24 protein-coding genes are annotated in these 18,975 nt (G+C 39.2%); 5 read left to right on the top strand and 19 right to left on the bottom strand.

All coding sequences use genetic code 11. The annotated features are described in order from the left end of the window. Nucleotides 1–99 precede the first annotated feature (99 nt). Nucleotides 100–591, top strand: coding sequence for a cysteine hydrolase family protein (locus VIK44_RS03610; protein ID WP_331552479.1), 492 nt, complete (start codon nt 100–102; stop codon nt 589–591). Between the two features lie 93 nt (nt 592–684). Here VIK44_RS03610 and VIK44_RS03605 read toward each other — a convergent pair whose 3' ends face one another. From VIK44_RS03605 to VIK44_RS03545, 13 genes are all read right to left on the bottom strand, one after another. Further along, complete coding sequence (locus VIK44_RS03605) at nt 685–885, bottom strand: hypothetical protein (protein WP_331552478.1); 201 nt, start codon at nt 883–885, stop codon at nt 685–687. Between the two features lie 161 nt (nt 886–1,046). Continuing rightward, a complete protein-coding gene (locus VIK44_RS03600) occupies nt 1,047–1,535 on the bottom strand; it encodes a Fic family protein (protein WP_331552477.1) in 489 nt (162 codons plus the stop codon). A gap of 208 nt (nt 1,536–1,743) precedes the next feature. Beyond that, nucleotides 1,744–2,172, bottom strand: a complete 429-nt coding sequence (locus VIK44_RS03595) for a hypothetical protein (protein ID WP_331552476.1) — start codon at nt 2,170–2,172, stop codon at nt 1,744–1,746. Continuing rightward, on the bottom strand, nt 2,159–2,374 hold the full coding sequence (locus VIK44_RS03590) for a helix-turn-helix transcriptional regulator (protein ID WP_331552475.1): 216 nt from the start codon (nt 2,372–2,374) through the stop codon (nt 2,159–2,161). Before VIK44_RS03590 ends, VIK44_RS03595 begins: the two co-directional genes overlap by 14 nt. A 330-nt stretch (nt 2,375–2,704) precedes the next feature. Next, nucleotides 2,705–3,655: a cation diffusion facilitator family transporter gene (locus VIK44_RS03585; RefSeq protein ID WP_331552474.1), complete on the bottom strand. Its 951-nt coding sequence runs from the start codon at nt 3,653–3,655 to the stop codon at nt 2,705–2,707. A gap of 294 nt (nt 3,656–3,949) precedes the next feature. Continuing rightward, nucleotides 3,950–5,320 (bottom strand): HAMP domain-containing sensor histidine kinase, encoded by a 1,371-nt coding sequence (locus VIK44_RS03580; protein ID WP_331552473.1) that lies wholly within the window; start codon nt 5,318–5,320, stop codon nt 3,950–3,952. Beyond that, complete coding sequence (locus VIK44_RS03575; RefSeq protein ID WP_331552472.1) at nt 5,308–5,970, bottom strand: response regulator transcription factor; 663 nt, start codon at nt 5,968–5,970, stop codon at nt 5,308–5,310. The genes VIK44_RS03580 and VIK44_RS03575 overlap by 13 nt, the downstream gene beginning before the upstream one ends. A gap of 9 nt (nt 5,971–5,979) precedes the next feature. Continuing rightward, a complete protein-coding gene (locus VIK44_RS03570) occupies nt 5,980–6,726 on the bottom strand; it encodes a lantibiotic immunity ABC transporter MutG family permease subunit (RefSeq protein WP_331552471.1) in 747 nt (248 codons plus the stop codon). Then, a complete protein-coding gene (locus tag VIK44_RS03565) occupies nt 6,727–7,446 on the bottom strand; it encodes a lantibiotic immunity ABC transporter MutE/EpiE family permease subunit (protein ID WP_331552470.1) in 720 nt (239 codons plus the stop codon). Next, nucleotides 7,446–8,150, bottom strand: coding sequence for a lantibiotic protection ABC transporter ATP-binding protein (locus VIK44_RS03560; RefSeq protein ID WP_331552469.1), 705 nt, complete (start codon nt 8,148–8,150; stop codon nt 7,446–7,448). The genes VIK44_RS03565 and VIK44_RS03560 overlap by 1 nt, the downstream gene beginning before the upstream one ends. Nucleotides 8,151–8,508: 358 nt before the next feature. Further along, on the bottom strand, nt 8,509–8,829 hold the full coding sequence (locus tag VIK44_RS03555) for a type II toxin-antitoxin system RelE/ParE family toxin (protein ID WP_331552468.1): 321 nt from the start codon (nt 8,827–8,829) through the stop codon (nt 8,509–8,511). Next, complete coding sequence (locus tag VIK44_RS03550; protein WP_331552467.1) at nt 8,816–9,082, bottom strand: type II toxin-antitoxin system prevent-host-death family antitoxin; 267 nt, start codon at nt 9,080–9,082, stop codon at nt 8,816–8,818. Before VIK44_RS03550 ends, VIK44_RS03555 begins: the two co-directional genes overlap by 14 nt. Before the next feature lie 206 nt (nt 9,083–9,288). Continuing rightward, entirely contained in the window at nt 9,289–10,458 is a 1,170-nt protein-coding gene (locus VIK44_RS03545; RefSeq protein ID WP_331552466.1) for a Fic family protein, read from the bottom strand. A gap of 213 nt (nt 10,459–10,671) precedes the next feature. Here VIK44_RS03545 and VIK44_RS03540 point away from each other — a divergent pair, with 213 nt between their 5' ends. Beyond that, a complete protein-coding gene (locus tag VIK44_RS03540) occupies nt 10,672–11,064 on the top strand; it encodes a CPBP family intramembrane glutamic endopeptidase (RefSeq protein WP_331552465.1) in 393 nt (130 codons plus the stop codon). A gap of 465 nt (nt 11,065–11,529) precedes the next feature. Here the strand turns inward: VIK44_RS03540 and VIK44_RS03535 are convergent, their stop codons facing one another. Beyond that, nucleotides 11,530–11,775, bottom strand: a complete 246-nt coding sequence (locus VIK44_RS03535; protein WP_331552464.1) for a hypothetical protein — start codon at nt 11,773–11,775, stop codon at nt 11,530–11,532. 75 nt (nt 11,776–11,850) lie between these two features. Further along, nucleotides 11,851–12,297 carry a hypothetical protein gene (locus VIK44_RS03530; protein WP_331552463.1) on the bottom strand — a complete coding sequence of 149 codons (447 nt, stop codon included), beginning with the start codon at nt 12,295–12,297 and terminating at the stop codon, nt 11,851–11,853. A 159-nt stretch (nt 12,298–12,456) separates the two neighbouring features. Here VIK44_RS03530 and VIK44_RS03525 point away from each other — a divergent pair, with 159 nt between their 5' ends. Further along, a complete protein-coding gene (locus VIK44_RS03525) occupies nt 12,457–13,869 on the top strand; it encodes an ATP/GTP-binding protein (protein ID WP_331552462.1) in 1,413 nt (470 codons plus the stop codon). Nucleotides 13,870–13,873: 4 nt separating this feature from the next. Then, a complete protein-coding gene (locus VIK44_RS03520) occupies nt 13,874–14,821 on the top strand; it encodes an RloB family protein (protein ID WP_331552461.1) in 948 nt (315 codons plus the stop codon). Between the two features lie 330 nt (nt 14,822–15,151). On the opposite strand, the gene VIK44_RS03515 is transcribed toward VIK44_RS03520, so the two are convergent. From VIK44_RS03515 to VIK44_RS03500, 4 genes are all read right to left on the bottom strand, one after another. Beyond that, nucleotides 15,152–15,646: a DUF6933 domain-containing protein gene (locus VIK44_RS03515; protein ID WP_331552460.1), complete on the bottom strand. Its 495-nt coding sequence runs from the start codon at nt 15,644–15,646 to the stop codon at nt 15,152–15,154. A gap of 52 nt (nt 15,647–15,698) precedes the next feature. Beyond that, nucleotides 15,699–16,079 (bottom strand): hypothetical protein, encoded by a 381-nt coding sequence (locus tag VIK44_RS14285; protein ID WP_422653000.1) that lies wholly within the window; start codon nt 16,077–16,079, stop codon nt 15,699–15,701. 32 nt (nt 16,080–16,111) lie between these two features. Continuing rightward, nucleotides 16,112–16,453 (bottom strand): hypothetical protein, encoded by a 342-nt coding sequence (locus VIK44_RS03505; protein WP_331552459.1) that lies wholly within the window; start codon nt 16,451–16,453, stop codon nt 16,112–16,114. A gap of 145 nt (nt 16,454–16,598) precedes the next feature. After that, on the bottom strand, nt 16,599–16,742 hold the full coding sequence (locus VIK44_RS03500; protein WP_331552458.1) for a hypothetical protein: 144 nt from the start codon (nt 16,740–16,742) through the stop codon (nt 16,599–16,601). 295 nt (nt 16,743–17,037) lie between these two features. On the opposite strand from VIK44_RS03500, the gene VIK44_RS03495 reads away from it, so the two are divergent. Continuing rightward, the gene (locus VIK44_RS03495; protein ID WP_331552457.1) at nt 17,038–18,693 is read left to right on the top strand and encodes an oleate hydratase; all 1,656 of its coding nucleotides are present in this window, start codon (nt 17,038–17,040) and stop codon (nt 18,691–18,693) included. Nucleotides 18,694–18,975 lie beyond the last annotated feature (282 nt).

The following is an 18,975-nucleotide window of genomic DNA, read 5'->3' as shown; positions in this document are numbered from 1 at the left end:
TTTCTTGTTATCATTATAGATTGTTGCCATACTGTTGTCAACAATTACAAGGTATAATAAAAAGCAAACAAATCAATCTACCTATCAGGAGGAAACACTATGCAGAAAAAAGCCTTAGTAATAATCGATATTCAAAATGACATAACAAAGAATTACAAGGATGTTATTGGCAATATCAATAAAGCTATTGATTGGGCAGTCAATAATAATATTCATGTTATTTATATAAGGCATGAAAATTTATCAGCCGGCACGAGGACTCTTAAACCCAATACATATGGGTCTGAATTAGCTTCAGACTTGAAAATAGTATCAAAAAATGTTTTTACAAAATACAAAGGAAACGCATTAAGCTGTGAAGAATTTACAGACTTTATTAGTAAAAATGAAATATGTGATTTCTACATAGCAGGAGCAGATGCTGTTGCTTGTGTTAAATCAACCTGTTACAACTTACGCAAAGCAAATTATGGCGTTAATGTCCTATCAGATTGCGTTACCAGTTATGATAAAAGGAAAATTGACGAAATGCTACGTTATTATGAAAGTAAAGGTAGTAAAATTATTTGTTTGAATGACCTATTAATTTAAGCTCTTTCCATATTAACCGCATAGCGCGGCGGGCATTTTTTCGCCCGCCGCTTTGCTCGTTTTTTTATAACTTCAATGCACTCCCCTTATCACCTAGGTGTCTTTTCTCATAATTTCCAGGTATTCTTCATAGGCAAAAACGCGATTTCTTTGCCCACTCTCGGGTTGAATTAATATTTCCAAAGCCAGGAGCTGCTTGACTGCATTAGAAACAGCATTATATGAAAGTTCCAAGGCTGTACTGGTTTTTTTAATATCAATGATTGGATTTCTTTCAAGATAATTCAATAACATCTTAACCGTCTTTAAAGATCTCCCAACATTGGTTTCGATTCGCTTAAAATTCTTATTATGTAATTTTACAAGCTTTTCAATTGTTTGAATGGCATCTTCTGCGGATTCATGAACAGCTAAAAGAAAAAACTTAATCCACTGCTCAAAATTACCTTTAAGCCTTATTTCGGTAACCGATCATAATATTCAACCCGGTTTTTCTTGAGAAAATAGGATATATAAAGTGTTTCATAGCTGAGGACTTTTCTTTCCATCAAAAACAAAGTAATTAATAATCGCCCAATTCTGCCGTTGCCATCTAAAAAAGGATGGATGGTTTCAAACTGATAATGGGCAAGTGCTATTTTGATGAATGGATCTAACCCATCTTCGTTGTTAAGAAACTTCTCTAAGTCTGACATGGCCTCTATCATATCAGCCACATTAGGCGGCACAAATCGCGCATCTTTTAAACTTCCCCCTTGGGGACCAATCCAGTAATGAAAAAAATGCAATAAAAAATCCAGGATCATTGATGATTCCTGGATTGTGGCTGGTGATAAAGTAATTTTATAAACCCCTTTAGGAGTGATGGAAAGTGACTGTGATAGCAGATCGCTTGAAGATTCTTCAGTGAGAATACGTGGAATTATTCTGCGGGAAAAGAGCACAAAAGAACCGTCCCCTATTATCCATTGTCAACACTGGAAAAGGGTGCTTTGAAATATCGGAAACACCGCTCTGAATCATCGGTAAGCATGCACTATTCAAGTGGAATAGTCACGACCATCTTCCATTCGCAATTTTCCCAGGTGAATACACATAATTATAATAACTATTATTTCCCAGTAACTCTACCCCCATGATTAATCGAATAATCTACATTTTTTTAGAATAATAGTTGCTTAATACAATTGCCAGCACAAGTTCTAATAAAAGCACAGAAGAAATCATAATAATGATGACCACATCTACACCCATAAAACCAAGAGCTAACACGATAACTGAAATGACATAAATGACAATTTGATTAATCTTTGCTCCAACCTTTTCCCGAATCCGCATATTTCGTTCATCATTCACTTCAATATTTTTCCGGTGTGTCATTTCTTCATTTTCGGTTTTCGAAATAATAAGTGCGCCAATAAAATTTCCTATTCCAAGACAAAATACAGCTGACCCTAAACCAATGCATAAACCAGAAAGCATTTTTAATTTTTCTTCAACCAAAATAAAACCGCCAATATAAACCGAAATCGCACCTATGGCTGATAAAAGTACGTATAGCCAAATCCTATTTTTTTTCATTACTTTGTTCCTCCTCATAAATAAACATTTCTTCAATAGACATATCAAAATATCGAGCTATTTTAAATGCCAATATGATTGATGGATTATACCGACCATTTTCAAGAGAACCTATTGTTTGTCTTGAAACCGCTAAAATTTCAGCGAGTTCTTCTTGCTTTATTCCTCTTTGCTTTCGAATTTCTTCAAGCCTATTTTTCAAACTATCATCTCCTTATATGGAAAGTTTGTTTTCCATTTTTATAATATCATTGTTAAACATCAATGTCAAGTAACCTTTCCATCTTAGACGAGGGGACGTTTCTTACTTCTGTTTATATAAGCCCTCGAATTTCGGACAAATAAAAGACGCCTGATTAATGGGCGCCTAATGATTTAATATTGTCTTTGTTTTTCTCCAAAAGACCCAGACAAAAAGCGGGTTCATCGTAAATTTTCTGTCCTTTTGTCTGGAAGATGATGAATATATTGTTGATGAGAATTTGCTGGTTACAGTATTGAAAATATTCAAATCAGTTTTGTTTGGTGAATTTTATTGATTTCTAATTTTGTCTTCGGCTACTGCCAGAATCTTAATTTCTTTCAATGGGTCATGCTCTTTTTGAGGATGATAAGGATCGATATGAACGCTTACCCGGGTGTTTTTTAATTCGTCACATATTTCTTTTTTTAAACATCCCACAATTTCATGTGCTGCCTCGACAGTAAGGCTGGGATCCACGGTGATATGAAAATCGATGTGTCTGATATTTCCGGACTTTCGTGTTTTCAGCTTATGAAAATCGATTAATTCTTTGCCACACTCTTTTTTAACATTTTGAATCACTGTTTTTATTTCCTGCTCTTCGATATCCGAAAGTCTGCCATCCATGAGAAATTCAAGGGCGTTGCGGCATAATACCCAGGCTTCCCTGATAATCAGCAGCGCCACTAATATTGCGACGACTGAATCCAGCACCAAAATTCCAGTGAGTTTTATGAGGATGATACCCGCAGCCACGCCTAATGAAGTATAAATATCTGTTTTCAGGTGCAGCGCATCCGCTTCAAGGGCCATGGAATCTTCTTCTTTCCCGACTTTGTATAAAATTCTCGAAACAAAGAAGTTAACCACTGCTGCTGTCAGCATGACTGCAATGGCTATACCGGCCACTTCAATTTCCATTGGTTCGGATATCTTTTTCACTGCTTCAAAAATAATCAAACCGGCGGCAATGAAGATCAATAGGCCTTCCACAATCCCTGATATGTTCTCGATTTTACCATGACCATAAGGATGATCCCGGTCTGCGGGTTTTGCAGATGTCCTCACGGACATAAAGGCAACGAGTGATGCCATAAGGTCCATTGAAGAATGGATGGCTTCTGAAATAATACTGACAGAGCCACTTAATATGCCGGCCACTACTTTTAAAATGATCAGCAATGTGTTTGAGAAAATTGACAATAAAGCAGTTTTGCTTTTTCGATCAAAATTTTTCATGACTGTTTTCCTCCTATATTTAAAAGAAACCGGCTATGGACCTTTTTCTTTGGCTGCTCCTGGAGAACCAAAAAAAATCCTGTGGAACTTTCAATTGTGATTGAAGTCCCACAGGATACCACCCTGCTGCCAATGACGGCCCAGCATATAGTCATTCTAAATGCCTGTTCGTTTTACGTAATTTTATAAGTGTAACATATTATTTTCCAACTGTCAATTAAATATTATCTCTGGAGTCTCTCAAGGGGGGTCCCCTTGTCTGCCCTTTCTGATAATGTGGGTTTTCTCTTTTAGCTACAAAAGAGGCAGAGTGACGCTGACACTTCCCCCATGTTCGCCGTTACCCAATACGCATTGACCACCATGCTGTTTAATAATGCTATCGGCAATATATAGTCCCATGCCATGGTGCTTGTGATTGGTTCGACTGGTGTCCGACTTAAAGAATTGTTCTTTTCCATGGTCAAGTGCCTGGGCTGAAAAACCGTCCCCACTGTCCAGAATGGTCAGAACCAGTGCCTTCAGTTTTTTTGAAACCATTACCGTAAGGGTTCCCTGGTTCGGCGTAAATTCAACCCCATTGCCGATGACATTCATTATCCCGCGGTGGAGCTTTTCCCCATCGGCCTGAATAAAGGCGTTTGTCAGATCCTCTTCCTGCCAGACAAGCCCAATGTTTTTTTGAACCATCAACCCTTTGGTCTGTTCATGGATGGCATCGATGAGATCTTTCACCCTGACTTTTTCGAAATTCAGCTCCTGGGGTTCATCCAATTTTGAAAGTTCCACCAGTTTATTGATATATTCCTCCATTTGGACTGCATTCTCCAGCATATATTTTTGGTATATCGACTGTTCATGATCCAGGTCCGTTTCACCCAGAAGCTCGGCATTCCCCTTAACAATGGTTAAAGGGGTCTTGATATCATGAGCAAGGGCTGAAATTTGGTCCTGCTTTGTTTTTTCTGTTTTCCACTGGGACACCAATGACGCTTTTAAACCATCCCGCATGTGATAAAGGCTGTCCAATACCTGATTGATTTCGGTGATATCACTGCTTCCAAAATCAAAATCAAGATTGTGATTTTCAATGTTTTTGGAAACTGACTGGAGGACTGAAATCTTTTGGCCTAAATAGCTGCCGAAGTTCCAGGACAGGATGACGATGAGTAAAATCATTTCCAGGACAAATGATAACAGCCAGAACATTTCAATATCCGGAAACAATTGCCGGAGGCCAGGATCGTTGAATTGCATGGAAAGAGGATAAGAAATTAACAGCACCGAATTGTCCCGGGGGATTACATAAAGAAATCGAGAACCGGTTAACGAGGATTCTCCATGCTGGTATTTTTCCCATATTGACTTCACTGTTTCCCGGGAAAATGAGCCATACTCATAATTGCCATCTAAAGTGTAAACCCCGAACTCTGATACATCCGGAATCATTTCAGGTGTAACCTTTTGAGTACTGCCTAAGCTTTCCCTGTTTTCTGAAATGGCAGACTCGGCATAATTTGCCGGTTGAATGGCCTCTGTATTGGTGGCATAGATAAAGAGTGCAACATTAATGCCGGCGATGAGCAGACTAAAGCCGATCATAAACCCTACAAACCGAATAAATATGTTTCTTAGGGTTTTTTCTTTTTTTATCAGCCTTCCCATTTATATCCCACTCCCCAAACTGTTTTGATGGGTGCTTCGTTTTCAGAAGCAAATTTCCCCCGAATATTTTTCACATGTTCCACAATCACACTGTTGTCACTTTCTCCAAACACCCCAAATACCGATTCATAAATCTGTTCCTTCGAAAAAACCTGACCATGATGAAGGGCCAGCATTTCCGAGATCTCATATTCGCTTTTTGTCAGGGTTATCAGAGCATCCCCGATGTAACATGCTTTACGGGACATAAAAAAGCGACTGTTTCCCACGGTAAACCCATGGCTTCTTTTCCGTTCTTCCCGTCTTAAATGGGCATCGATTCGGGCTCTCAGCTCCTTGATGACAAAGGGTTTTGCAATGTAATCATCCGCCCCCAGGCCAAGGCCCCGGACAAGGCCATCTTCTTCAGCTTTGGCCGTTAAAAAGAGAATGGGGCAATCGACCTGGTTTCTGATCCTTTCACAACAGTCAAAGCCATTAAGCCCCGGCATCATGATATCCAGGATAATGAGCTGATAATAATCCAGATTTTCATTTAAGATATCCATGGAATGTTCGATTTTCTTAACATGATGACCGCTTTTATCCAGAACATTGGCGATCAGATCCAAAATCCCCGGATCATCATCCACTACTAATATGTTTGCCATTTTTTGCTCCTATTCTTCAGATTTGTGACCTTCCCAATTTTCAAACCACACCATCAGCATCAGGATGGAAAGCATGGTGATCCCGACGCACAGAACCACCCCCAGAACCATTAAAGGATCCGGGATGATCTGCTCCTGGGATTGCTGCATCACGGTAAACCAGGTAAAGCGGATGCTCCAGGAGCAGGGAAAAAACGGCCATCGGCCATCCCCCATTCCCGTTCTGAAAAGTGCAGTAATTATTGTTTCAAAAATGCCGATGCCAATGGAAACCGATTTCGAAAACCGCAGGCTTAAAAACAAATGCCAGGCATACAGAAACAAACTGCACCCCATTAAAATACCGGTCAAAGCCACATAGGTCAACAGTGGCAAAGAAGGTGTCATGTGAGAGAACCCCAGGTAAAAACCCATCACCGCAATCGCGGTGCTAAGTCCTCCCAGGGTAACCAGCACCAGGTATTTACTCATCAGCGCCGACCATTTTCTGTCATAGGTCCCCAGTAAGTTTTGGTAATTTCCCGCGGCGTATTCGTCTTCCGCCACCATGGATGTCATCACCGCAATCAGAATGGGAAATGCCATGCACATAGCGGTCATGTAGGTTTTTTGCTTCATGACGGCATCCCAGGGGCTCACAGAAAAATAGCTCAAAAACACAATCACTGCCAGTATCGGCGCCAACAGATGCATCCAGAAAACAGGTGTCGATGTTAACTTCATTATATCAGTAATCAGTAAATTTTTAAACTTCATTTATTTTTCCTCTCTCCCCCGGAATAAAAGTGCCGTCAATCCGGTAAGGACCAAAAACAAAACCAGGCACCCCAGCATCGGCATGATCAGGCCATTATTGATCAACAACGGGCTGCCTTCGGGAATCGGTATCCCGTTGGGAAGGATATGAAGAATGGGGCACATCAATGCAATCCCCACACCGTAAGGGGAAAACTGAAGAATGGATGAGGTTTGGAAAGCCACCACGGAAACCATCACCATCACGATATTAAACAGCGTGGCTGCAAACAGATTGTATCGATCCGCCAGAAACATGCAAACCGGCAGTTCAAAAAGCGCCGTTAAAACTAAAACGGCACCGCCAGCCATATTCGCCTGAAAGGAAATAACCGGTGCATCCAGATAACCCATGATGGCGATGCCAAACATAAAAATCAGGCTTGAAACCACCACCAGCACACTGAGATACAGGATCTTACCGATCCAGAAAAAGGCTTTGTCGTCGGGGAAAAGAAAGAGTCCCTTATACCCCAGGATTTTGTCACGGCCAATGACCATTGACGAAAGAATGGCGACAAGTCCCGGCAGAAACATGACATACCACCAATTGTACGCACCGTTTTGTCCTCCGCCTAAACAATAACTTAAAACCAGCACCGCCACAGGCGCCATGATCACGAACTGATGAATCGATGATCCCCTGCTTTTTTGAAATTCAGCGTGAATAATGGCCAACATCAGTATGCACCTCTGTTTTTCCCAATAACATCCATAAAGATTTTTTCTAAATCCTCATCTTTTTTCACAACGTCATGGTAGCCCACCACACCATTTGAAATAATGGTCACCTCGTCCGCAATCAAAGCCACCTCGGTTAAAATATGGCTGGAAAGGATGACCGTTATCCCCCTGGCTGGGAAAGAGCGAATCAGCTCCCGTAATTCTTCAATGCCCAATGGATCCAAACCATTGGTGGGTTCATCCAGAATCAGGAGTTTGGGGTTGTTGATGATGGCTATGCCAATGCCCAGCCGCTGCTTCATGCCCATGGAAAAATTTCGCACCTTCTTTTTCCCCGGAGTTTCAAGACCGATCAGGGACAGGACTTCTTCGGCTCTTGACCCGGGCAGTTCATAAAGGGTGCAGGCCAGCCTTAGGTTTTCCATGGCCGTCAGATTGGGATAAATTCCGGGGTTTTCAATCAATGCCCCGATTTTACTTAAATCCTTGCGTTCCCAGATCCTTCCCTGAAAAATGATGCTTCCCTGGGTGGGTTTCAACAGACCGGTGATCATTTTTAAAAGGGTTGACTTTCCGGCACCATTAGGCCCCAGCAGCCCAAAAATCGAGTTTTCTTTGACCCCGATGGACAGATCATTTACCGCCTTTTGATCTTTAAACTGTTTCGTCAAATGTTTTGTTTCTAAAATATATTTTTCCATTTACATAACCTCCAATGATTTTCCTGGGTTTATCTTACTAATCAATTATAAGGAAAGCATAAGGATGGATTTGAAAATAAAAAAATGAGTAGACAAGGGGCGGGTAGTACCCGCCAGCAAGCGTTTATTTTAATATTGACGTTTGCTGGCGATTGATAATCGCCCCCTACGGGATGATGCGATTGTTTGTGCTGTTTTACCTGGCGTTAATTTCCGCTTTTGGGTAAATAAAAAACCGCATGTGCACAAACGTCTGGGCCATCCCAAAAATTGTGAACATCCGGTAGCTTAGTCACGCTGCTGTCGCAGGCGCATCTTAACTCAGTATGTTTCATCATAAGTTTTCCTCTATTAAGTTCTAAATAATGTCCTGATATTTTTGCCTGCCATACAGCCCACGCATTATGATAACTCTTTTTTCCAGTTTATTTACAATATAAAAGGCAATAAAATTTTCAATAATAAGTTTATGGTAACCTTTAACTCTTAAAATTTCATCTTCAACAAAACAACCGGATAATGGAAAATCCTGGAGACGCATAATTTTCGTTTCGATTTTATCCATCAGATTTTCAGCTACACTTTCATTTGAAAGTTCATTTGCGATGTAACCATAAATCTCATCCAGATCTTCATTGGCTTTGGGTGTAATCGCGATACTGAACTTATTTTTTACCATGTTTTTCTCTGAGCTTTTTAAAAACTTCTTCTCCATCTAAAAGTTCTACACCATTTTTAATCTGAGCTTCAGCTTCAGCTAACTTCTGATATAAATCTAACTTTGCAATGGTACTTTCATAAGTCTCAATGCTCATGACAACCAAATCTCCATAGCCATTCTTAGTTATAAAAATCGGCTCTTGCTTTTGATGGCATAATTCCGAGATTTCAGTGGTATTTCTCAAATCTTTTATCGGTCGAATCTGAGGCATAGTATTATCTCCTTGCTATTTTACTCTATTATGGCCTAATTATAGCATTATTATGTTATATCTGCAACCTTTATATCGCCATTTACTGATTTCTGCCCTGCTGTAGACAAGGGGACGTTTGCTGGCGATTAATAATCGCCCCTACGGTTTTGGAACAAATTTTGATTTTACAAGGGGCGGATAATAATCGTTGGCAATCGAGCTCTTTACACAACAAAATACTTATTTCGGTTCCCGTATTTTCTAACCCCCAACAGTCCCAGTTCCGTGAATTTCAGCACAAAGCTTCGGATGGTGGCGTAGGCGGCGTGACCGTGGTCTTTTTCGAGTGTCTTGGTGGAAAACTCATCGTTCCCATAGGCGGCCAGAATAAAATTGAAGAGTGATTTTTCTTTTTCAGTGATCAATCCATCAGACAAGGCCTGTTCATAAACGGCCAGGTTGTCGGTTTGAGCCACTGACAAAGGGGTAAAGCGGTTATAGACCTCTTCAATAAAATAGACCAGAAAGGGGGTTGCATCCAGGACCCCGCTGATTTTGGCATTGTCTTCAGTAAGGGTAAAGGCCTGGTAATACTTTTTACGGGTAGCGTTAATGTAGTTGGAAAATGGAACAAACAAAGCAGCACAATACCCCTGCTGGATCAGAACCCATAAATGCAAAAGCCGTGCCATTCGTCCGTTTCCGTCGAAGTAGGGATGAAGATAACCGATGTAAAAATGAATGATCACCCCTTTAAGAAGATCGTTCATCTCATTTTCGCACCTGATAAATTCCACCAATTGCCCCATATATTCTGAAAGTTTGTCATGGGGCAAACCACAATGCTCGATCTGATCCCCCATAATATAAACAGCATCCTGTCGGTAGTAACTGTCTGCCTCCAGTTTGTTCTCATCCTCCAGAAAATCACCAACGGTCATCATGTAAAGCAGATGCAGTGTTTCTTCTGTGATTCTGTTGGCCGGATCGCTGATGAAATCCAGCCCTTTTTTCATGCCAAAGAGACGGTTCTCACTTTCGTCTTTTGGTGCATAACCACTGAGTATTTTGCGAATACTTTCACGGGAAGAGTCGATATTTTCAATGGACAGGGTTGAGTGGATTTCGTCCTCCATTGCTTTCAGGCTGTAGCGGACGGTTGACCGGGGGCGGTTGAACAGAACCTTAGCTGATGACATCCTTACCTGGACTACATTTTCCAGGTAGACAAGGGAATTCCCGTCAAAATCCAAAATAGGCAGTGTCTTGAAGAGGTTTTCCCTAAGCAACAGCACAAACTCAGACACATCGGATGGTGAATACTTGTGTTGCAGTTTTTTCAAATCTGTGATGTGTTTATCTGACAGCATCATGGCAAATTTCCCAGCATTCATATCATTTCTCCGATCCTGATACAAACTAGTATCAATTTGTATCAGTATAACACATTTGCGAAATAATTCAAGTAGACGCGATGACGTTTTGCAAATAACAATAGTTTCTTAACAGTTGATTTTATCAACTAAAATCAACTGTTAACCCATTGCTAATTTATTCGGAACTTCGTATAATGATATCAAATAACAATGATTATCGAGGTGAAAGAAATGAAAGAGATCATTATTGCTGCCACACTGACTGGAAAACGCCGGGAAAAAGGAATTACCCAGGGGCATAATTACGGACTGGGCTATTTGTTTTACCCCTGGGGCGGTATTCTGGCCATGGTTATTTTCTGTTTCTTTGCAGGTTCGTTTCTCTCGTATATCGCCATCAAAACCAGAAGCGTGCTGCCTGCTGCCATTGCCCATGGCGCCATGAACGGTTTTGCCGCTTTTTCAGTCTGGTTCACCATTGGTCAAACCAGTCCCTTTGTGGGTCCCCTGCCGGTTGGCATCATCGGGGTCATTGGCTTTATTGTGGTTGGCACGGTTTGTTTTTATCTCATCGGTCGTCCAAAATCAAACCTGTTATCGGATGGCAACCAAATATTTGAATAGATCCTGCCATGATTATATTTGATTGAAATCCTGTGGTTTTTTAGAAAAAGCATTAAATGGTAATGTGAAACAATTTAAAAAAGATATTGCTAAACATGCCGTCGCCATGAAATATGATGAGAAACATATTATGACCGACTTTAAAATTAAATTGTAAAATGTTACAGCGATTATGATCATGAATAAAATGACATAGGGAACCTGAGGTTCCCCGGACAAGGCAGACACCTTGTCTGCCTCCATAAGTTTTTTATACAAGGGGCGATTATTAATCGCCCGCAAACGTCAATTTTAAAAACAAACGTCTGCTGGCGGATACTATCCGCCCATACGGTATGTTACACGATTTGTGCTGTATAACTTGGTTATGGGCGATCATTTTTGAGTAAATAAAAAACCGCATGTGCACAAACGTCCGGGCCATCCCAAAAGTGGAATCATCGGTGATGGTTCCACTTTCCAATGCTAGGAAACCGGCAATTTAAATACCGCTTCATACTTCTTATATTTGTTGCCGTACACTTCCACATTGACTGTGATTTCCGAACTGGCGTTATTCAGTCCATAGGCGCACTGGCAACCCACGCTTTTTGCCCCGATGGGCGTCGGCTGAGGACTTCCGGTGGTACTTGCCGGATAGGTACTGGCCATTTCACCGTTTCCGTCAATGACTTTAAATTGGCTTGATGAAATGTAGAGATCGTTAATCATCCCTGGATTCAGACTGTAGAAAAAGTAATTTGACAAATTCTGATTGGTAAACTGATACTGGAATCGGACCTTTTTCTATTTTCGGATCCCCTCCAGCAATTGGCCAATCATCGTTTTTATGAGAGGATCCTCGGATTTTATATGGCTGTTGACCGGGGTTACCTGGGACAGCAGCTTTCCCCCCTCAGCGCTTGAAAGGGATATGAGTTTTTCTGTGAGTTTCTCGGTATCCTGGGTGGTCAGGAATTTGGCACTGACAATTGCGTCCATGATGACTTTCAGCTCCCAATTCTCAAACTTCCGGGCTGTCAAAAAATAGCCCAGTTTATTGTTCGTACATAATTGAATGTTATAGCCTGCTTCAATTAGAATATTAATATCCCGATTGATGGCTTTTCGCTCGGCTTCCAAGTCAAAGAGTCTGAGTTTTTCTGAAATCTGTGCGGTGGTTAAGGGGTTGTTTTCATCGGTTTCTTTAATAATCTCCAGAACCCGAAGGAGCTTTAGTTTAATATCAGCCATTCTTTCACCTGCCATTTATCTCTTTTTATTTAATGATATCATATTTGGCACCCATTCAATGCTTCTTTATTTCAAATATAAATCGATAACAACTATTGACTAAGGTGAAATTGTCACATAGAATTAGTTAATCGCCAGGAAATACCAGGAGGTATCGATATGCTTATTCGATTTAATGTAAAGAACTTTTTGTCCTTTTCGACAAGGGAAGGTGATAAGTCACAGGAATTTTCTATGATAGCCGGTAAAGTCAGAAGTAAAAAAGACCATATCTATGATGATGGAAAAATAAAATTACTAAAGTTTGCAGCAGTTTATGGTGCCAATGCTTCGGGAAAATCTAATTTGGTCAAAGCCATTGAATTTATGAAAGAAACAATTTTAAAAGGTTTACCTAAGGGACACACTGGAAAATATTGCAAAATTGATCCAATTAATAAAGATAAAGAAAGTTATTTTGAATTTGAACTATTAGTAAATGATCGGTATTATTCCTATGGATTTGAAGTTGTCTTGAATTCAAGTCGGTTTCTTACCGAGTGGTTGGTGGAACTGACTGCGGATGGTCGTGAAAAAGTAGTCTTCACACGAAATATAAAAGAAGGTAAATTTGATCTCGGTAAAGAATTTAAAGATCCCCAATTAATTCAGAAATTAAATGTTTATGCTGATGATATTAAAAATGATGAATCGGCACTATTATTATCAATCATGAATCAATACAAGAAAAACCTCTATCGTGAACACACGGAAGCGGCATTATTTCAAAATATTTATGGCTGGCTGCAGAATTGTTTAGACATTAATTATCCTGATAAGTTCATATCGGATTATTCGTATATGGCTAATAGTGAAAATATTGATGAAGTCTACAGAATCATAGCGGCGTTTGGAACGGGGATCACTAACTTTGAGATGGTTCCGGTTTCTGTTGAAAAAATATTCAGCAAATTACCCTCTCAAACAGCGAAAGACATCATTGAAAAACTTGAACAAATGAGTTCACAAATAAAAAACAAGCGATTGAAAGAGAATACGGCGGGAATTGATCGGAATCAAAAATCAGGTTTAATCATGCGAAGCAAAGAAGATTTTTTCATTATTGAAAACGATCTGGATGGTAAACCAATCGGTAAAACAATTCAATTTTCTCATGGCGAAAAAAATGTGCTGTTCAATTTAAATGAGGAGTCTGACGGTACCATCAGAATTCTGGATTTGATCGAAGTGCTGATCAATAAAAATGGTAATAAAGTATATATTATCGATGAATTGGACCGCTGCCTGCATCCAAGTTTGAGTTATAAATTTGTTGAAACATTTTTGCAATTAGCTGAAACAAGAAACATCCAATTAATTGTAACGACCCATGAATCCAGACTCATGAACTTTGATTTGTTACGGCGTGATGAAATATGGTTTGTCAATAAAGACACCTCCGGTAACAGTAATATTTATTCACTGGAAGAATATAATTCCAGATTCGACCAGAAAATTGATAAAGCTTATTTAGAAGGAAGATATGGCGGTGTCCCTGTTTTTAGCACCGTTTTTCCTTTAAAGAAGGTATAATGGGATGAGAGAAAAGAAAAGCTTTGCGAAAAGGACAACGACGAAAACAGGTGATGAAACCAGGAAAAAGTACTTTTTAGTTTATGAAGGTGAAGCAACTGAAGCTATCTATTTTGATGCAATAAATGATTTGAAACAGGAAATCGGCATTGACCCTCTCATTGAATTAACACCGTTAATAAGAAGTTACAGTGAATCCGGCTGGAGTAATCCTAAAAAAATTCTCGATCGGGTTATCCAGAATATCACAGAAAGCCAAACAGGTAACATGTCATATGAAACCTTATTCAATCAAGTGATCGATTATTTGATTGAAGAAGGAATCATTGCCGAAAAAGGACCCCAGGCTAAAAGTATTTGGGAAATTCTGCAATGGTACTATGAAAAAGAATCGAATAAAATATTGACCGATACTTTAAGTGATTTAGAACAGGAATGCAAGAATATTTCTGAATGCCTGGAAAAGGCATCTTGCTTAGCGACGATTACTGCGGATATATCAGATATTATTAAAAATCAAAAGATTACGTATGCCGAGGATTTTGACAAAATCTGTTTAATTGTTGACAGAGATAGAGAGAGTTTTATCTGCAATCTGACAAATGATCAGTACACTTATGTATTACAAACATGCAGAGAAAAGAACATGGGATTTTATGTTACAAATCCTTGTTTTGAATTCTGGATTTTGTTGCATTTTGATAAAGTTCACAGGCTGGATCGGACACTGCTATTGGAAAATCCGAAAGTCAGCAAAAAACGGCGATATACCGAAGATCAATTAAAGAAACTTATTCCAGACTATCGAAAATCATCATATAATGCCCGGAAATTAATTAAAAAAATAGACACGGCCATAAAAAATGAAAAGATGTTCTGTGAGAGTATTGAACAGTTGGAAAATACAGTTGGCAGCAATCTCGGTGAACTCATTGAGGAAATGAGAAAATAAGATAGCATGACTACGCTGTTAACCCTTGACAGGATCATTTAAATTACCATAGAGAAATTGCGTAATTTCGAGTTGCATTGCTCAATTCAATAACGAAAGCAAGCTATATTTGCAAGGAGAATCCTCAAACTTTCATGCTATTACAGAAAAGAGAGTTTTTCGGAGGTTTCTCAGGCACCGAGGCCCTCAAAGTACTGTCCCTCTGTGTTCTCTATTAAAGGCGTAATAGGATGAAAGCAATGCGGGGATGGTAATATCGTCGCCCATGGTGGACTGGTAGGTGATGGTTCCGGCACCTTCCATCGCAGTGATATTTTCGCTGTATGCCTTCTAAAAATCCTGAATGAGCAATTCATAGGGATTGGCATAATCAATGGTTTTACTGGGTTTGAATAAGTCGCTGTTCATGGTTCCTGGCACGTCAGTCTGGTATAAATCGGAGGTGTCCATCCGGTCATCCATGAATTCTACGTATTCGCAGACTCTGTTGAGTCTGGCGACTGCAACCTGTCCCCTGGTTTTTGTAAAGACTGTTTCCTTTGCCTGGGCAAAATACTGATCAATTATTTCTTCTTTGATGTTTTCATTCTCTAAACATCTCCGGATCCCATTTTCAATCAGTGTTTTCAACTGGCTGGAATCTTTGGTTTTGAGATCATAAAGGACAAATTCAAATCGATTGCTGTCATTGACAACCACAACGGCTTTTCGTCCCTTGATTGTCAGCAGATTGGCACTCCAGCAAAACAAATCATTTTTTTCAATTTGGTTACACATTTTAACATCGAGTGTGTCCAATAATATTTTTGTGCATCCTATTTGCATTTCATTACCTCCAGTATTTTGATTTCGAAGGACAAATCAATCATAATATTTCCTATTTTACAGCATCCTGTTTTCTGCAAAACTGTAATAGGTCTCCCCGGCGACGATGATGTGATCGGCAACGGCTATGGAAATGGCTTCGGTTGCCTGTTTTATTTTTCGGGTCACATCCACATCCGCCTGGGAGGGCTCCAGGCTTCCATCCGGGGTGATTGTGGGCCAGTTCGTTGGTGTCTTTCATGGGAATGCAGTAAAAAAGAAGCAGCTCCAGAATCTGATGGTCTTCAAAGCTGTCAATCCCTTCCTTTGCTACTCTGTTTTTCACCCGTTGTCGATGACCTTTGTGCGGATTTTTATCCGTGCTTATCCCCTTATAGTTAATACGTTTACTAAGATATTTAGGCTTATAAGAGAATTCTACAACTTTTTTCATATCAACGCAATTAAAATCGACCAATTATAATCTTACAGTTCTTTATTTTCTCTTAGAATCCATGTATTATCGACTAACTGATAGTCCGAAACCTTGCCGCGATTAAGAATAATGGTTTCGCTGATGGGTGCTCCCATGGTCCAGTAATAATATTCACCCAAAATATAATACCTGCCAATCCGGTGATTGTAAGCCGCTTCAAAACCGATGCTTCGGATAGTCGCAACAAAATTCTCAAAAACCTTCCAATGAGCAGGGTCAATTTTTGTTTTTACAATATATTCATGGGGACACTTTTCAGCATATGTTTTTGCGAATATCCATGTAAATCGATCCACAAACTCCCGCATTTCTTCATAACTCATAGTCTTCATAGCATATCCTTCCTTATTGGAATTTCTTTTGCTTCTTTTTATCAGCTCTATTATTACTATACCCTGATTTCAGTTTAATATTAACGACTTTCTTATTTTAATGATTTATTATTTTTGAGAATCGGATAAAAGAGACAGCAGTTGTTTACTTCTTGGTTTCAAGTAAATTCTGGTTAATTATTTGGCTCAGGTAAGATCCGTAAATCCCTGCTGCCATCGTGCTTGCCCCGCCGATAACATAATTATCAGGACTCCCAAGCCACACCGCGGTGGTCAGATTTCCAGTCATGCCGGTAAACCATTAGTGCATGAAGGGATGGTTCTTTTGTGTTCAAATGAATGGAATCTGCACAAAAGAACCATTTCCATTTTTTGTTGATCGATCAATCACGCCTAATATTTCAGAGATTTCTTCATACAGTTTATGCTATATGTATGTTTTTTAGACAACTTTACAAAATTGATTGTATATAATATTGTTGTTCATTGTTATAATAAACTTATAGCAAGTGATTAACTTGTTAAATACAAATATTTTGTAGGCTTATAGCTTATAACAAAATTTTTAAATGGAGGATTTCAAAATGAAATTTAATTTTGATCAAACTATTGATGTCGAAAAAACAAATGCGTATATGGTTGGTGCTGGACTTGCATCACTGTCAGCTGCAGTATACTTAATTAGAGACGGACATGTTCCAGCTGAAAATATTCATATATATGAAGAATTAAATATCACCGGTGGTAGCATGGATGGAAATGGTGACGCTGAGCACGGTTATGTAATCCGTGGTGGAAGAATGTTTGATCGGGAAGCTTATACTTGTACTTTTGGAATAATGGAAAGTATCCCTTCATTAACTGATCCTAAAGTTTCAATAATGGATGAATTTAATGCTTTTAACAAAGAAATTCATACCTCTGCAAAAGCGAGATTAATAGACAATGATGCTAAAATAACTGATGTATCAACGTTGGGGTTTAATCGTGAAGATAGAATGGCATTAATGGATATAATGGTTGCTTCTGAAGATTCTTTGGGTAAAAAAACGATTAAAGAGTGTTTTCCGGAATCGTTTTTCAAAACAAATTTCTGGCTTCAGTGGACGACACTCTTTGCATTTGAGACTTGGCACAGTGCTGTAGAATTAAAGAGATATGTTCATAGATTTATCCAGGAGTTACCACGTTTAAAAGATTTATCTGGAATACGTCGGACACCATACAATCAATATGATTCAATGTTATTACCGATGACAGAATGGTTAAAGTCACAAGGTGTTAATTTTGAATTAAACTGTCGAGTAACTGATTTAGAATTTAAACCATCAGATACTGAAACGACAGTTACTGCATTCAAATGTGTTAAAAACGGGAAAGAAAGTAGAATAGAAATTGAAGCGAAGGATTTTGCTTTTGTTACGATCGGATCTTTAACTGCTGGTTCAAGCCTTGGATCTATGACTACTCCAGCAAAGATTAATGACAAGCATGTAGGTGGAGCATGGGAGCTATGGGAGAAAATCGCTGAAGGACGACCTGAGTTTGGTAAACCACAGGTTTTTGATGACCGTGTAGAAGAATCAATGTGGGAGTCTTTCACAGTTACCCTTAAAGACCCAATAATGTTTAAGAAAATAGTTGAATTCTCAGGAAATCAACCGGGAACGGGTGCTCATATGACATTTAAAGATTCTGCTTGGTTAATGACAATAGTTTTACACAATCAACCACATTTTCTTAGTCAACCTGATAGTGTTCAAATTATCTGGGGATATTCTTTGTTCCCATATGCAAAAGGTGATTTTGTAAAGAAGCGAATGGTAGATTGTACGGGTGAAGAAATATTAACCGAGGTATTATATCACCTGAACTTTAAAGATGATATGAAGAAGATTCTTAAAACATCTATTTGTATACCCTGTATATTACCTTTCACAACAGCACAATTTTTAACGAGAGCAAAAGGTGATAGACCGGCAAATATACCAGAAGGTTCAACTAATTTAGCATTACTTGGACAATTCTGTGAAATAGCAGATGATGTAGTATTTACTATGGATTATTCCGTAAGAGGTGCACAAACTGCTGTTTATAAATTCTTGAATTTAAATAAGACCGTTACCCCTATTTATAAAGGACAGTACGATGTTCGGGTATTGCTTAATTCTGCCCTTGAATTGATGAAGGATGAGAGCCTAAGTAAAGAATTAACTGCCATTAAATCTTTGCTTAAATAATTTAAATACCATTACGAGTCATAAGCTTTAAAAATAAAAGCTTATGACTCGTTTTTTGTATTTTGAATACCACAGTAATCAAAGCATGACCCATGGTGATACCAGGACCCAATGATTTATCCCACAGGCTGCAATTGTACTTCTTCATCCCAAACAACCCATTAGAGTCAATGGATTTTACAGCAGTTGTTTACTTCTTGGTTTCAAGCAAATTCTGGTTAATTATTTGTCTCAGGTAAGATCCGTAAATCCCTGCGGCCATAGAACTTGCGCCGCCGATAA

Origin of the sequence: Acetobacterium sp., from assembly GCF_036508315.1 — a bacterium.
In the GTDB taxonomy this organism is placed as follows: Bacteria; Bacillota; Clostridia; order Eubacteriales; family Eubacteriaceae; genus Acetobacterium.
The sequence above is the reverse complement of the archived record's forward strand: the minus strand, read 5'-3'. Positions and strand labels throughout refer to the sequence as shown.

Bases quoted from the DNA above. Each gene is read 5' to 3' on its own strand.
- VIK44_RS03610 (WP_331552479.1), top strand. From the start codon at position 100: ATGCAGAAAAAAGCCTTAGTAATAATCGATATTCAAAATGACATAACA.
- VIK44_RS03605 (WP_331552478.1), bottom strand. From the start codon at position 885: ATGTTATTGAATTATCTTGAAAGAAATCCAATCATTGATATTAAAAAA.
- VIK44_RS03595 (WP_331552476.1), bottom strand. From the start codon at position 2,172: ATGAAAAAAAATAGGATTTGGCTATACGTACTTTTATCAGCCATAGGT.
- VIK44_RS03585 (WP_331552474.1), bottom strand. From the start codon at position 3,655: ATGAAAAATTTTGATCGAAAAAGCAAAACTGCTTTATTGTCAATTTTC.
- VIK44_RS03580 (WP_331552473.1), bottom strand. From the start codon at position 5,320: ATGGGAAGGCTGATAAAAAAAGAAAAAACCCTAAGAAACATATTTATT.
- VIK44_RS03575 (WP_331552472.1), bottom strand. From the start codon at position 5,970: ATGGCAAACATATTAGTAGTGGATGATGATCCGGGGATTTTGGATCTG.
- VIK44_RS03570 (WP_331552471.1), bottom strand. From the start codon at position 6,726: ATGAAGTTTAAAAATTTACTGATTACTGATATAATGAAGTTAACATCG.
- VIK44_RS03565 (WP_331552470.1), bottom strand. From the start codon at position 7,446: ATGTTGGCCATTATTCACGCTGAATTTCAAAAAAGCAGGGGATCATCG.
- VIK44_RS03560 (WP_331552469.1), bottom strand. From the start codon at position 8,150: ATGGAAAAATATATTTTAGAAACAAAACATTTGACGAAACAGTTTAAA.
- VIK44_RS03555 (WP_331552468.1), bottom strand. From the start codon at position 8,829: ATGGTAAAAAATAAGTTCAGTATCGCGATTACACCCAAAGCCAATGAA.
- VIK44_RS03550 (WP_331552467.1), bottom strand. From the start codon at position 9,082: ATGCCTCAGATTCGACCGATAAAAGATTTGAGAAATACCACTGAAATC.
- VIK44_RS03545 (WP_331552466.1), bottom strand. From the start codon at position 10,458: ATGAATGCTGGGAAATTTGCCATGATGCTGTCAGATAAACACATCACA.
- VIK44_RS03540 (WP_331552465.1), top strand. From the start codon at position 10,672: ATGAAAGAGATCATTATTGCTGCCACACTGACTGGAAAACGCCGGGAA.
- VIK44_RS03535 (WP_331552464.1), bottom strand. From the start codon at position 11,775: ATGATTAACGATCTCTACATTTCATCAAGCCAATTTAAAGTCATTGAC.
- VIK44_RS03530 (WP_331552463.1), bottom strand. From the start codon at position 12,297: ATGGCTGATATTAAACTAAAGCTCCTTCGGGTTCTGGAGATTATTAAA.
- VIK44_RS03525 (WP_331552462.1), top strand. From the start codon at position 12,457: ATGCTTATTCGATTTAATGTAAAGAACTTTTTGTCCTTTTCGACAAGG.
- VIK44_RS03520 (WP_331552461.1), top strand. From the start codon at position 13,874: ATGAGAGAAAAGAAAAGCTTTGCGAAAAGGACAACGACGAAAACAGGT.
- VIK44_RS03515 (WP_331552460.1), bottom strand. From the start codon at position 15,646: ATGCAAATAGGATGCACAAAAATATTATTGGACACACTCGATGTTAAA.
- VIK44_RS14285 (WP_422653000.1), bottom strand. From the start codon at position 16,079: ATGAAAAAAGTTGTAGAATTCTCTTATAAGCCTAAATATCTTAGTAAA.
- VIK44_RS03505 (WP_331552459.1), bottom strand. From the start codon at position 16,453: ATGAAGACTATGAGTTATGAAGAAATGCGGGAGTTTGTGGATCGATTT.
- VIK44_RS03500 (WP_331552458.1), bottom strand. From the start codon at position 16,742: ATGACTGGAAATCTGACCACCGCGGTGTGGCTTGGGAGTCCTGATAAT.
- VIK44_RS03495 (WP_331552457.1), top strand. From the start codon at position 17,038: ATGAAATTTAATTTTGATCAAACTATTGATGTCGAAAAAACAAATGCG.